Origin of the sequence: Cupriavidus sp. Agwp_2 (genome assembly GCF_040784895.1) — a bacterium.
Taxonomy (GTDB): domain Bacteria; phylum Pseudomonadota; class Gammaproteobacteria; order Burkholderiales; family Burkholderiaceae; genus Cupriavidus.
The window spans coordinates 417,255-429,486 of sequence record NZ_CP088085.1; the positions used below are offsets into that span (position 1 = coordinate 417,255).

A 12,232-nucleotide genomic window follows, 5' to 3' on the forward strand; every position below is an offset into this window, starting at 1 on the left:
GTGAAGAGCACCGGCCGTCGATTTATTCTGTCTTCCGACAAGAGGAGACCTCATGGAACCGCGTCAACAGCAGTTTTCGCTATGGTATGTGCTCCTGGCAGTCTCGGCGATGCTCATCATTCAGAGCGTTCTGTTTTCGCCCCATGTCGAGACGCTGCCGTACAGCGATTTCAAGGTTTTACTCAAGGCAGGCAAGCTTAAGGACATAGCACTTGGCGAAGGCGCCATCACCGGGACGCTCAGCACCAATGGCATTGAGAAGCTGCTCCCCACGCAACAGGTCGAACAACTGCTGCGCCAGGGCAAGGGGGACCACCCGTTCTCCACGCTCCGGGTCAATGACCCCAATCTGGTACATGATCTTGAAGCCGCTAAAGTGCGCTTTGTTGGTCAGCCCGACAACAAGTGGATTGGCGCACTGCTATCCTGGGTGGTACCTGCATTGCTCTTCTTTGCCGTCTGGAGCTTCCTCATCAAGCGGGTGGGCGGTGTCGCCGGCGGGATGATGGAAATAGGCAAGAGCAAGGCAAAGGTCTACATGCAGAAGGAAACCGGCGTGACATTCGCCGACGTCGCCGGCATCGATGAGGCCAAGGAAGAACTCGCCGAGATCGTCAACTTCCTGAAAGACCCCCAGCGCTACCGGCGCCTGGGTGGCAAGATTCCCAAGGGAGTGTTGCTTCTCGGAGCGCCGGGCACCGGTAAGACCCTCTTGGCAAAGGCAGTAGCAGGCGAAGCTGGTGTGCCGTTCTTCAGCATGAGCGGTTCGGAGTTCGTTGAGATGTTTGTGGGCGTTGGCGCTGCGCGGGTACGCGACCTGTTCAACCAAGCCGAAACCAAGGCACCCTGTATCATCTTCATCGACGAACTCGACGCGTTAGGCAAAACCCGAGCCCTCGGTGCAGTGACTGGCAATGACGAACGAGAACAGACCCTGAACCAGTTGCTGGTTGAGATGGACGGCTTTGATACCAACAAGGGCGTCATCATCATGGCGGCCACCAACCGTCCCGAAATCCTCGACCTTGCACTGTTGCGCCCGGGACGCTTTGACCGCCATATCGCCCTGGACCGGCCGGACCTGAAGGGCCGTGAGCAGATTCTAAAGGTGCACATTAAGAACGTCATTCTTACTCCGGACGTAGACCTTACCAAGCTTGCCGCGCGTACTCCGGGGTTCGCTGGTGCGGACCTGGCCAATCTCGTCAATGAAGCGGCTCTTCTCGCTGCCAGAAAGGGTAAGGACGCGGTTGGCATGACAGATTTCGATGAGGCGCTCGACCGCATTATTGGAGGCTTGGAAAAGAAAAACCGCGTGATGAATTCACAGGAGAAGGAAACCATTGCCTACCATGAGGCAGGTCATGCCATCGTGGCCGAGTCGCGGCCACATGCTGACAGAGTTTCCAAGGTCTCCATCATTCCCAGAGGCGTCGCAGCGTTGGGGTACACGCAGCAGACGCCGACTGAGGACCGCTATCTGCTCAAGCAGAGCGAGTTGCTAGACCGGCTCGATGTCCTGCTCGGCGGCCGCATGGCCGAGCAAATCGTTTTCGGCGACGTATCCACCGGCGCCCAGAATGACCTGCAGCGGGCAACAGACATGGCGCGCCAGATGATTACGCAGTTCGGCATGAGCGAGCAACTCGGACTTGCGACCTACGAGGACATGCCCAACCCGCTTTTTAGCGCGCCCGGACTGGTGCCTCGAGAACGCAAGGAATACAGCGAGAGTACTGCGCAACTCATTGATGCAGAAGTCCGCAAGATTCTGGGCGACGCGAGCGAGCGAGTGAAGCAGACCTTGCTGGGAAATCGGCACAAGCTGGACGCGCTTGCGAAGTTACTGCTCGAACAGGAGGTTGTCGACCGACCTGTCTTGGAGCTATTGCTCTCGGAAAAAGTCACCCCCTTGACACCCGGTAAGCCCCACTCAGCCACGCCCGATGCGCCCGATTCGCGGAGGTGGAACCATGAAATTGAAGGCAAGTAGCAAGAGGGATACGTCCGAGGTAAGCGCAATTTCCCGTGAGGACTACGAGGCGGACCTCCACCTGCTTCAAATTGAGTTGGTCAAACTACAGAAGCACTTCATTTCCTGCGGCGACCGGATTCTGGTGATTTTTGAAGGCAGAGACGCCGCAGGAAAGGACGGCACCATCAAACGTATTGTCGAACACCTGAGCCCGCGTGAAACTCGCGTCGTCGCGCTTGGCAAGCCGTCTGACCGCGACCGAGACTCTTGGTACTTCCAGCGCTACGCGGCGGAACTGCCAGCCGCTGGCGAGTTCGCCCTCTTCAATCGTAGCTGGTATAACCGGGCGGGCGTGGAACACGTGATGGGCTTCTGCACTGATGATGAGTATGAGGAGTTCATGGCAAGCGTCCTAGAGTTCGAAAGGATGCTCGTGCGCTCCGGGATTCGCCTTATCAAGTACTACCTGGACATCAGCAAAGCCGAACAGAAGAGGCGCATCGAAGAGCGCCGTCGAGACCCGCTCAAGCAGTGGAAAGTCAGTCCCATTGACGAGCAGGCGGTGTCGCTGTGGAAGAAGTACAGCAAGGCGCGAAATCAGATGTTTTCCCTGACCAGCGACATCATGCCATGGAACGTGGTACGCGCCGACGACAAACGTGTCGCGCGCCTCAGTGTCATCAAAGATTTGCTGACCCGTCTGCACTATGCGAACAAAGACGAAGCGCTGATTCGCCCTAACCCGGGAGTCGTGTTTCCTTATGCCGAGGAACATCTGCTGAGTAGGGCAATTGCGACGTGAGTGTGGTAGCTCAACAAGACGCAAGGACAATTCCGACGAATTCAAGACCGATGCAGTGAGCCTGGTCTTGGAGCAGGGTTATAGCGTGAGCAAGGCCGCTCAGGCCCTTGGTATTAGTGAGACGGCGCTTCGCCGCTGGCGTGGGCCGCAAGGCGCTGACATCCCAGAAAAGGTCCACGTTGGGTTCAACCGGCCGACGCAGTTCTAATGTCGACCTGGAAGGTGTTCTGAATAGCTCAAATGGGACCGAGGTGTCTGCTGCGCAGAAGGCGGAGTTGTGGGATGGATGGAGGAACGGCTAATCTCTGAGTGACATAGGTCGAGCACTGCGAAAGCACGCTGGCTCGATTCACGGCGTTGTTTCCGCTTGGGGGATTGCGCCATTGGGTTCGGCGGCGGTCCCGTTTGGCGCTTAGCAGCTAGGCCGAAAGCTGCTGCCCAATTGGCAGATTCCGGATTCGTCGTCCAGTTGCAGCAAAAATTGCATTGCATAGTGCAGGTGCAATGGGAGGAAGGCCCGGCTCCCCGACGCCACCCGGCGCCACCGACATATCCGGCGGCGCAAGGTGAACGCGCAGCGACCGCGGAGTTTCATGGTGCCGTAACACCTGGTAGTTGTGGAAATTGGACTGCACGGCCCGCCCGTGCTTGAAGCCAATTTCGCCGTACAAAGCCAGGCTCAACCCCATGATGCAGGCGCCTTCCAGTTGCGAGCGGATGCGGTCCGGATTCACCTGCGGGCCGCAATCGATCGCCATGTCGACGCTCTCGATACGCAGCGCGCCCCTTTTATCGACGGTGACTTCGATTACGGCAGCGGTATAGCTCATGAACGAATAGGACGCTGCAATACCGATGCCCCTTCCCTCCGGTGTCGTGCGGCCCCAACGGGCGGCTTTCGCCGCCATCTCGATCACGCCACGCAGGCGCCCCGTGTCGAAGGGATAGCGCTCGGGGTCCTCGCCGTAGTTGGTATCGTCGGAAAGCTCGCGTGGCGAAATCCGTCGTGCCGGACCGATCAACTCCAGCAAATAGTCCTTATGATCCCGCCCGGCGGCGGCGGCAAGTTCCGCAACGAAGGATTGAACCCCGAAGGCGTGGGGAATGTTGGACACGGATCGAAACCAGCCGATACGCGTATGCGCATCCACCTCGGTGGTCTCGATGCGAATATTCGGAATCTGGAAGGGAATGTTGATTGCGCTTTGCCCCATCTCCCCTGGGCTTAGCCCCTTCTGTCCGGCCGTGAACGTTGACCCTATGGTTGGCGCCGAAGAGCGGTGCAGCCAGGCCACCGGCTTGCCGTCTTCGCCCAGTGCGGCTTCGAACCGCTCAAGAGCCACGGCATGGAAGTAGTCATGGTGAATATCGTCCTCGCGGGTCCATTGCAGCTTGACCGGCTTACCGCCCATGGCTTGCGACAACAGAGCGGCTTCGACAGCAAAATCGGGCTTGGATTTGCGACCGAAACCTCCACCGAGCAGCGTCACATGTACGGCGACCTGATCCTTCTTCATTGCCAGCCGCGCAGCGACGGCGTCGCGAGCCGATTGTGGTGCCTGTACAGGAGCCCACACCTCGCATTTACCATCCACAATCCGGGCCGTTGCAACCGGAGGCTCCATACTGGCATGCGCCAGGTGAGGGAGATAGTACTCGGCCTCCACGCGCCGATTCGCCTGTGCCAATGCCTGCGTGGTGTCGCCGTCATTGCGCATGACCTTCGCGGGCGCACGTGCGGCCTTCTCGAGCGTACTCTTGTAGGCCTCGGAGTCATAGGCGGCGTTGCGGCCGTCATCCCATTCCAGCACAAGCGCTTCCCGACCTTTCATGGCCGCCCAGGTATTGCGGGCGATGACCGCGATTCCACCAAGAGGATTGAAACCGGCCGGTGGCGGACTTGGCTCGATTTCTATCACGCGCAGAACGCCTGCCACCTGCAGCGCCCTGGTAGCATCGTAGCGCTTCACCCTTCCACCCAACACCGGAGGCCGGGCCACCACGGCGTAGACCATTCCTTCAAGGCGAGTGTCGATGCCATAGGCCGCGCGTCCATGTACCATATCGTGGCCGTCGATCAGCCAGGTATTCTCTTTGCCGATATAGCGGAACTGGGCATCCGACTTGAGTGTGAGTTCGCTGGCCGCCGGAACCGGCTGCCGCATGGCGTCGGCAGCGACATCACCAAAACCCAGCGTCCGGCCAGTCGGCACATGCACGAGCATGTGATTGCGCGCGCGCACGTCGGCAATCGGCACATTCCAGCGCGCTGCCGCAGCAACTTCCAGCATTCTCCTTGCCGCTGCCCCAACGCGACGCCCAGGCATCAGCCAATGCCGGATGCTACGCGAGCCGTCGGTATTCTGGTTGCCGTAGCGCTGCTCATCGCCGTCCGCCTGTACTACCCGAACACGGGTCAAATCGGCCTCAAGCTCCTCGGCTACGATGAGAGGGATGCTGGAGCGCACCCCCTGCCCCATCTCTGATCTATGGCAGACCACGGACACTACGCCGTCCGGGGTGATCGAAACAAAGATGAGAGGGCTATCCACCAGCCCCCCTGCCATGCCATCGCCGCCGAACTTGCCTGATCTAAATCGTCGGGCTATCACTACACCTTCCAGCGACACCGCAATTGCCAGGCCAGATGCTAAAGCCATCTTCAACCATTGCCGACGCGAAATCGATGCAGCGCTGCTGGCGTACTGGACAGCTTCTTTCCGTGTTGCGCTCATGCCTTACCTCGCAGCGCTGCGGCAGCCCTTTTGATCGCGGCGTGGATACGGCTATAGGTGCCACACCGGCAAAGGTTTCCACTCATCGCCTGGTCGATCTGCTCATCACTGGGCCGTGGATGCTCGGCAAGCAGCGCCGCAGCCGACATCAGTTGCCCGCACTGGCAGTAGCCACACTGGGGGACACCCAGCGCAATCCAGGCTGCCTGCAGTGCGGCGCCAATCTCGGCCTGCCCGAGGCCTTCGATCGTCCATATCGTCTTTCCCTCGACTGCCGAGATGGGCGTGATGCAGGAACGCACGGGCGTGCCATCCAGATGCACCGTACAGGCGCCACAAAGCCCTGCCCCGCAACCGAACTTGGTTCCTGACATTCCCAGCTCATCCCGAAGTGTCCACAGTAGTGGGGTTTCGCCTGGTAAGTCGACCACGTGCGACTGGCCGTTGACTTCTAGGTTCAGCATGCAACTACGACTCCTATTCGACGATGAGGAACTCTGCGATGCAGCGCCGCACCTGACACCATGAGTGGACGGCCAATGCGACCAAGGGTACTGACTGTCCAGCCCATAACCGCCGGGTTCAACAGCTCGCTTTGGCTTGAAGTCTGCGAAAGCGCCTTATCTGCCATATTCAAATACCTACATCACTGCGTTTCCAAGCCACTCGTCGATGCTGGCACACAGATTAAATCAGCCCTTCCCCTAACCATTGGGAAGTTTGCCTCATCAATATATCTCCACAGAAGCTCCTCGAGTGGACCTGCGAGGAGGGGCTACTCTCTGCCGGCGAATGGCTGTGGTTTGAGCGATCCAAGGTAGGCGATCAGCGCGTTCATGTCGGCGGCGTTGATGTTTTTGTACCAATCGAACGCCATGGGCGGTTTGTAGTGAACGCCGTTCTTGTCTGTGCCGCGAATGGCTAGGGCGATCTCCGAATTGGTCCAACCCTTTAGGCCGCTCTCATGCGGAGTCAGATTTCGCGCAACACTTTCGCCCCAAGGTCCTTTGAACACTTGGCCACCGGCGCCTAGACGCGTGAGTCGCAGCATTCCCTTCTCATCGCGCGGCGTGTGACATTCCATGCAATGCCCGATATTGGCGAGGTACTCCCCGTACTTGATCGTTTCCTTAGGGGACGGAGCACGAATGTCTTTCACGGTCTGGCCGTAGTTCGGCGGCAATGGGATGTTGTACTTGGACTTCTCGACGGCGTTCTTCACGGGTGGCTGCACCCTCAAATACGCAATGATCGCTTCCAAATCGGCGTCAGATATACGCCGGTAGAACTCGATGGGCATAGGCGGACCGATGATGCTCCCGTCCGGCCGAATGCCTTCGCGGATCGCCTTGCCGAGCTGAGCATCAGTCCATTTGCCGATCCCTGTCTCAGGGTCTGGCGTGATGTTTGGCGCGAAGGCCTTAAACGGGGGCTCATCGAAGACCATGCCTCCAGACAGGCCCTTGGAGAAAATCGGCTCGCCCTTCTCACCTCGAGCGATATGGCAATTGCCGCAAGCCACCACGCCCTCCATTAGGTATTTGCCCCGCGCGATGCGCGCTTCATCTTGGCCGCTGCTTGTACCAATTTGAGCCATCAGAAGCACGCCTGTGGCCACTTGGAAGAACGTCCCCATGATTACCCCTGCCTATAGGCGATAGCTAACCCGCGCTGCGAGCCTCTACTCGTGTATCACCAATTCCCGCCTGAATGGAATCCCCCAAACAGGGGATCATGTTTCGTAAAATGGCGAATGTATCACCGGTGATTGGATGTATAAACCCAGCTTCATCATTGTGCGTCGTCGTCGCCCGGTTAGTTCGTGCACGGCGCAGCTGTATGTGAAAAACGCCTGCAATTCGAACCTGCGGAGTTCACTCGGACCTCCGGTGCGCCTCCCGCGGGCCAAACACGATACGTCAAGCCAAGGTGAACAAAAATCTCAGAAAATCAATAAGGTATGCTCGACGGCCAAGAATCCGATTAGGTTTGCGAGCCGTTGTAACTGTATGATACCAACGGGCTGATTGCCTTCAGCACTCCAATAGCAGCGTCCAGTTCGGCGAATTCGGAAAGCTGTCCGACAGGCAGCGAACTGCTCCGCTGACATTAGCTGCAGTCAGCGCCCGTTGCAGGTGAGCTTTTTAGGAGAATCACTGTAGAATTTCTAGTCCCACGTCACCCAAGCCGATTTCAGAAACTGGGATTCCCTTTTTTTTCTGAAACAGGACATGCTGCGCCACCCGATTACGATGCGTGACCAGCGTCGTCCGATCCAAGCCCAAGGCCGCTAGCGCGTAGTGATCCGTCATCAGTTTGTAGATGCGATGACGAAGCAGCAGACTGTCGGCCTGTGCTTGCAGTGTGCTGATCTGCGTTGTAGTCTCGCGTTCGAGCTGGCGCAGGTTGGTCACGGCTCTTGCATGCGTCTGACAGTAGCGGGCCAGATCAGCATACGCCTTCTCTAGCTCTTCTCGGAGTTGTCGTACCTGTTGATGGAGCTTCAGATTGTCCTGGACGCCGCGCTGAATGCGGGTCGCTTCCCCTATTGCAAGGTCTGCGGCTGCAATAGTGTCCTGCCAACCTGTGTACTCGACTTGGTCATGCAGAGGCGGCCACACTGGGCTTGGCTCCTTGTTGTCCGTCATGCTGCTCCCCGTCCGCTTATTGGATTCCTTGGCCTTCTGCGGTGCTTAGCCGCCAACTTGACCAAGGACCCCCTGCTTCGTTGCTTCCCCCGCCTGACTTTCACAACACTACGATCAGATTTAAGTATGTAATCAGGTACGTGGCAACCCTTGTCCGCCCCCACGGAACATGGGGAAGGTGCTCCCCACTTTGTCGTTAACCACATCCACATTCAAGCCACGCCGCTGACATCATATCTCGCAGATCCTGTCATATTCATCCTCCGAATGGCTGATTCATCCGACCATTCCTTAACCCTGATCGTGTTGCGTCCGGACTTCTTGGCGTCATAAAGCGATGCGTGGGCGGCAGCGACCAAGGATTCATCGGTGACCGTCTTGCCCGTGTCGCGAAGCTGATAGCCAGCACGCCAAAACTGGCCTTGACTGCAATGCTTCGAGTGGCTGCGTTGGTTGCCGGATTGCCCTCAATTGCCGCTTGCGGCAGTTCTGTAGGTGACACCGCGCCGTTGAGGTCGGTCTGTGCTACCAAGCAAAAACAGGCAAGCCTCGAAGGATAGTCGCGTTGCCTGCGGCGCGCGATGCAATTGAGAAGGCGCTCGTGCGGGAATTTGAACAGCTACCGCCCGGGATCAGGCATCCGTCGCTACACCGGGCCTACACTGCCCCATCACAAGGAGGCAACCCATCGAACTAAAATTCCAATGCAAATCTGTTCGATAAAACGGGGTAACCCCAGGGGCAGAGAGCATTCTTCTCGGGCACCTGCACGAGCCAATCTCGCGGGCTATTGCCTTGCCGTGCCCAACCATTGCCAGGTGCAGGATATGACCAGGGTGCCTGCAAACACGGCGAGCCAGCCTTCGGCCTGCGGACTGACGCCGTCAACCCGAAACAGGGTCGCGCCAAGCTCTGACCCAATCAGGGCAGCGACAATGCCCCCGTTTGCCGCAGTGGCGAGATGCTGGCGGCCGGTCATTTGCAGAAATGAAAGCGTAATCGCCCGCGGCAGTCCTCAAGGTTGGCGCGGCTGCATCCAGTTCTGGTGCATCATCATGTGGTTCATCATCATCTGCTGCATGCCCATGTACTGGTCCGTCATGTACTGCCGCTGCTTCATTTGCTCAGGGGTGAGCTTCGAATAGTAGCCGCCCATCTGTCCCCACCCCATCATGTGCCCGCCCCTCATGTGCCCGCCCATCATCCCAGGCCCCCACATGCCGTGCATCATGCCCATCGTACTCTGCATGGCCGTCCAGTGTTCCTGAAGTAACTTCTGGCGCTCTTGCGGGTCCTGCGTTTGGCGGATTTTGTCCATCTGCTCCTGCATCTTCCGCATGTTTTCCTGAACCTGCGCCGCCTGCTTGTCGAACTCGGCGACGTTGGGTTGCTCCTGTTTCGCTGGAGCACTCTTGGCAGCAGGTTTACTTTGTTGAGCTAGCGCAGGAGTTACGCAAAGCATGATTGCGGATAATGCTGCCCCTATGAGTTCCTTCTTCATCGTGCCTCTCCTATTGGCCTTTCTACCCCAGTCGACGGTCAGTCTCAAGGCTACTGATTCGAAGTCAGGAAAAACAAACATATGCGTTTGCCCGTCCCTTCTCCTATCCAAAAGATAATGCTCCTCAGGTGAAGAGAGTTGATGCAAGACAACAATTGAAAACAGCCTGCCTCAACGCGGACTGGTCCACGCCAATCGAGGCCCAGCTCTCATCCGCCACGCATCGGTAAGGTCGGTCACTAACCTGACTCAGATGACGTTAAGAGGGATTTTTAGATAGCGAACGCCATTCGCATCGGGCGGCGGCAACTCCCCGGCTCGGATATTGACTTGCACCGACGGCAGCAGCAGCGTGGGCATCGCCAGCGTCGCATCGCGCGCCTGGCGCATGGCCACGAACTGTTCCTCGTTCACGCCGTCATGCACTTGGATGTTGCCTTCGCGCTGAGCGCGCACCGTCGTTTCCCATGCAGGCTCGCGCCCCTCGGGCGGATAGTCGTGACACATGAAGAGCCGTGTATTGCTCGGCAGGTCCAGCAGCTTGCGGATGGAGCGATACAACTCGTGCGCGTCGCCGCCCGGGAAATCGCAGCGAGCCGTGCCGACGTCCGGCATGAACAGCGTATCGCCGACAAAGACCGCGTCCCCAATCTGGTAAGCCATGTCAGCGGGTGTATGTCCTGGCACATGAATCGCCCTGCCGGTCAGGCCGCCGATGGCAAACGTCGCTCCGTCGTCAAACAGGTGGTCGAACTGCGACCCGTCGAGCCGGAACTCAGGCCCCAGGTTGAAGAGCTTCTTGAAGACCCCCTGTACGTTGCGGATGTTCTGGCCTATTGCTATCTGGCCACCCAGGTGTCGCTTCAGGTACGGCGCGGCAGACAGGTGGTCGGCATGCGCGTGCGTCTCGAGAATCCACTCGACTCGCAGTTCATGCGCGCGCACAAACGCAACGACCTTATCAGCGCTTGCCGTCGATGTCCGTCCCGCCTTGGGCTCGTAGTCCAGCACTGAGTCGATGATGGCGCACTCGGAGCGCCCCTCCTGAAAGACCACGTACGTCACAGTAAAGGTCGCAGGGTCGAAGAACGGCTGGATAGTCGGATGCATGCTCGCCTCCTTGGGTGCAGTACATTCTATTCACATACATTCTATTATCAAATATAATATTAACAAGCAAAGTGTAGACGACCTATGGATCAGCCCCACCCCACCATCGACCTCGCCACCATGCAAGCTGCCGCAGCGAACGCCTGCGCCTTGCTCAAGGTGCTTGCCAATCCGGACCGCCTGCTGCTGATGTGCCGCCTGTCCCAAGGCGAGTTGTCTGTCGGTGAACTGGAGGAACAGCTCGGCATCCGGCAGCCGACGCTGTCCCAGCAACTCGCTGTGCTCCGTGAAAGCGGTCTGGTGGCGACGCGCCGCGACGGCAAGAACATCTTCTATTCGGTGGCAAGCCCTCAGGCGCTTGCCGTCATGGCCGTGCTTTATCAACAGTTCTGTGCCGATACATCAGAGGACGCGACATGCTGATTGACCTAGCTAACTTCACCCCCGGCCTGTCGTTGGTCGGCGGACTCATCATCGGCGCGGCGGCCGCCGTGCTGGTGCTGTTCAACGGCCGCATTGCCGGCATCAGCGGCATCTTCGGCGGCCTGCTCAGCCTGCCCCGCAACGACATGCCTTGGCGCCTGACCTTCCTCGCCGGCCTGGTTGGCGCTCCTGTCATTGCGAGCCTGCTCGGCAAGCCGGCCATTGCGGATATCCAGGCAAGCTGGGGCGAAATCCTGGTCGCCGGCTTCCTGGTAGGCCTTGGCACTCGCTACGCCAGCGGCTGCACCAGCGGCCATGGCGTGTGCGGCATCTCGCGCGGTTCCATCCGCTCGCTGGTCGCCACCCTGACCTTCATGGTGGCGGGATTCTTGACTGTCTTCGTGCAACGGCACCTGATTGGAGGCTGATATGACCGCCATTACCGCACTCCTCGCAGGCCTGCTATTCGGTATTGGCCTGATGGTCTCCGGCATGGCCAACCCGGCCAAGGTGCTGGGCTTTCTTGACCTTGCAGGACCCTGGGACCCCTCCCTCGCTTTGGTGATGGTCGGTGCCATTGCCATTGGCTCGCTCGCCTTCCTCATTGCCAAACACCGCAAGCACTCCTTCCTGGGGCTGCCTGTGCAACTGCCGGCAAGCACGACCGTAACGCTACGGCTGGTACTGGGCAGCGCCGCTTTCGGCGTCGGCTGGGGTCTGGCCGGCTTCTGCCCTGGTCCCGCGCTGGTTGCCCTGGGCGCTGGCTATCCGAAGGCCATTGGCTTTGTGGCGGCAATGGTTGCTGGCATGCTCGTGTTCGAGGTCGCGGAGCGCGCCAAATCAAGCATGCAACGCGCGTAGGCACGCCAGCATTGGCAGCGATGTCCACGTACGTCGCCCCCACATGCAGCCGTGTACCAGCCGGCAAAGTGTCGTGCACATTTCCCGCCGTGCCGATGACTTTTGGCACGAGACCCGTTCGCGACCATACCGATATGCGCCCTCATTCCCGAAGCACCATCCGCCGCTCCCGTGATA

The 12,232-nt window shown here is 58.8% G+C and carries 12 protein-coding genes; 6 read left to right on the forward strand and 6 right to left on the reverse strand.

Annotated features, from left to right (window positions below):
• Window positions 1–52 precede the first annotated feature (52 nt).
• From ftsH to LPA45_RS32220, 3 genes are read left to right on the forward strand one after another with little or no spacing between them, the layout of a single operon-like run.
• On the forward strand, window positions 53–1,993 hold the full coding sequence (gene ftsH / locus LPA45_RS32210) for an ATP-dependent zinc metalloprotease FtsH (protein WP_116323778.1): 1,941 nt from the start codon (window positions 53–55) through the stop codon (window positions 1,991–1,993).
• Window positions 1,974–2,777, forward strand: a complete 804-nt coding sequence (gene ppk2, locus LPA45_RS32215) for a polyphosphate kinase 2 (protein ID WP_116323777.1) — start codon at window positions 1,974–1,976, stop codon at window positions 2,775–2,777. The genes ftsH and ppk2 overlap by 20 nt, the downstream gene beginning before the upstream one ends.
• Window positions 2,767–2,985, forward strand: a complete 219-nt coding sequence (locus LPA45_RS32220) for a transposase (RefSeq protein ID WP_116323776.1) — start codon at window positions 2,767–2,769, stop codon at window positions 2,983–2,985. The genes ppk2 and LPA45_RS32220 overlap by 11 nt, the downstream gene beginning before the upstream one ends.
• Window positions 2,986–3,196: 211 nt before the next feature.
• On the opposite strand, the gene LPA45_RS32225 is transcribed toward LPA45_RS32220, so the two are convergent.
• From LPA45_RS32225 to LPA45_RS32250, 6 genes are all read right to left on the reverse strand, one after another.
• Window positions 3,197–5,512: a xanthine dehydrogenase family protein molybdopterin-binding subunit gene (locus LPA45_RS32225; protein WP_116323775.1), complete on the reverse strand. Its 2,316-nt coding sequence runs from the start codon at window positions 5,510–5,512 to the stop codon at window positions 3,197–3,199.
• A complete protein-coding gene (locus tag LPA45_RS32230) occupies window positions 5,509–5,976 on the reverse strand; it encodes a (2Fe-2S)-binding protein (RefSeq protein WP_116323774.1) in 468 nt (155 codons plus the stop codon). The genes LPA45_RS32225 and LPA45_RS32230 overlap by 4 nt, the downstream gene beginning before the upstream one ends.
• A gap of 311 nt (window positions 5,977–6,287) precedes the next feature.
• Window positions 6,288–7,148 (reverse strand): c-type cytochrome, encoded by an 861-nt coding sequence (locus tag LPA45_RS32235; RefSeq protein WP_116323773.1) that lies wholly within the window; start codon window positions 7,146–7,148, stop codon window positions 6,288–6,290.
• 517 nt (window positions 7,149–7,665) lie between these two features.
• Entirely contained in the window at window positions 7,666–8,160 is a 495-nt protein-coding gene (locus LPA45_RS32240) for a hypothetical protein (RefSeq protein WP_116323772.1), read from the reverse strand.
• 1,015 nt (window positions 8,161–9,175) lie between these two features.
• A complete protein-coding gene (locus LPA45_RS32245; RefSeq protein ID WP_116323770.1) occupies window positions 9,176–9,661 on the reverse strand; it encodes a hypothetical protein in 486 nt (161 codons plus the stop codon).
• A gap of 249 nt (window positions 9,662–9,910) precedes the next feature.
• Window positions 9,911–10,771 carry an MBL fold metallo-hydrolase gene (locus LPA45_RS32250; RefSeq protein ID WP_116323769.1) on the reverse strand — a complete coding sequence of 287 codons (861 nt, stop codon included), beginning with the start codon at window positions 10,769–10,771 and terminating at the stop codon, window positions 9,911–9,913.
• Between the two features lie 84 nt (window positions 10,772–10,855).
• Between LPA45_RS32250 and LPA45_RS32255 the strand changes: the two genes are divergently transcribed.
• Genes LPA45_RS32255 through LPA45_RS32265 form a run of 3 tightly spaced genes read left to right on the forward strand, consistent with a single transcriptional unit; the run spans window position 10,856 to window position 12,055 of the window.
• A complete protein-coding gene (locus LPA45_RS32255) occupies window positions 10,856–11,194 on the forward strand; it encodes a metalloregulator ArsR/SmtB family transcription factor (RefSeq protein WP_022534827.1) in 339 nt (112 codons plus the stop codon).
• Complete coding sequence (locus LPA45_RS32260) at window positions 11,188–11,622, forward strand: YeeE/YedE family protein (protein ID WP_116323768.1); 435 nt, start codon at window positions 11,188–11,190, stop codon at window positions 11,620–11,622. The genes LPA45_RS32255 and LPA45_RS32260 overlap by 7 nt, the downstream gene beginning before the upstream one ends.
• Window position 11,623: 1 nt before the next feature.
• Window positions 11,624–12,055 (forward strand): DUF6691 family protein, encoded by a 432-nt coding sequence (locus LPA45_RS32265; RefSeq protein WP_022534825.1) that lies wholly within the window; start codon window positions 11,624–11,626, stop codon window positions 12,053–12,055.
• Window positions 12,056–12,232: the final 177 nt, after the last annotated feature.

What these genes read in the sequence shown, in the direction of transcription:
- ftsH (WP_116323778.1), top strand. Translation starts at nt 53, where the DNA reads ATGGAACCGCGTCAACAGCAGTTTTCGCTATGGTATGTGCTCCTGGCA.
- LPA45_RS32230 (WP_116323774.1), bottom strand. Translation starts at nt 5,976, where the DNA reads ATGCTGAACCTAGAAGTCAACGGCCAGTCGCACGTGGTCGACTTACCA.
- LPA45_RS32235 (WP_116323773.1), bottom strand. Translation starts at nt 7,148, where the DNA reads ATGGGGACGTTCTTCCAAGTGGCCACAGGCGTGCTTCTGATGGCTCAA.
- LPA45_RS32260 (WP_116323768.1), top strand. Translation starts at nt 11,188, where the DNA reads ATGCTGATTGACCTAGCTAACTTCACCCCCGGCCTGTCGTTGGTCGGC.
- LPA45_RS32250 (WP_116323769.1), bottom strand. Translation starts at nt 10,771, where the DNA reads ATGCATCCGACTATCCAGCCGTTCTTCGACCCTGCGACCTTTACTGTG.
- LPA45_RS32225 (WP_116323775.1), bottom strand. Translation starts at nt 5,512, where the DNA reads ATGAGCGCAACACGGAAAGAAGCTGTCCAGTACGCCAGCAGCGCTGCA.
- LPA45_RS32245 (WP_116323770.1), bottom strand. Translation starts at nt 9,661, where the DNA reads ATGAAGAAGGAACTCATAGGGGCAGCATTATCCGCAATCATGCTTTGC.
- LPA45_RS32255 (WP_022534827.1), top strand. Translation starts at nt 10,856, where the DNA reads ATGGATCAGCCCCACCCCACCATCGACCTCGCCACCATGCAAGCTGCC.
- LPA45_RS32265 (WP_022534825.1), top strand. Translation starts at nt 11,624, where the DNA reads ATGACCGCCATTACCGCACTCCTCGCAGGCCTGCTATTCGGTATTGGC.
- LPA45_RS32240 (WP_116323772.1), bottom strand. Translation starts at nt 8,160, where the DNA reads ATGACGGACAACAAGGAGCCAAGCCCAGTGTGGCCGCCTCTGCATGAC.
- ppk2 (WP_116323777.1), top strand. Translation starts at nt 1,974, where the DNA reads ATGAAATTGAAGGCAAGTAGCAAGAGGGATACGTCCGAGGTAAGCGCA.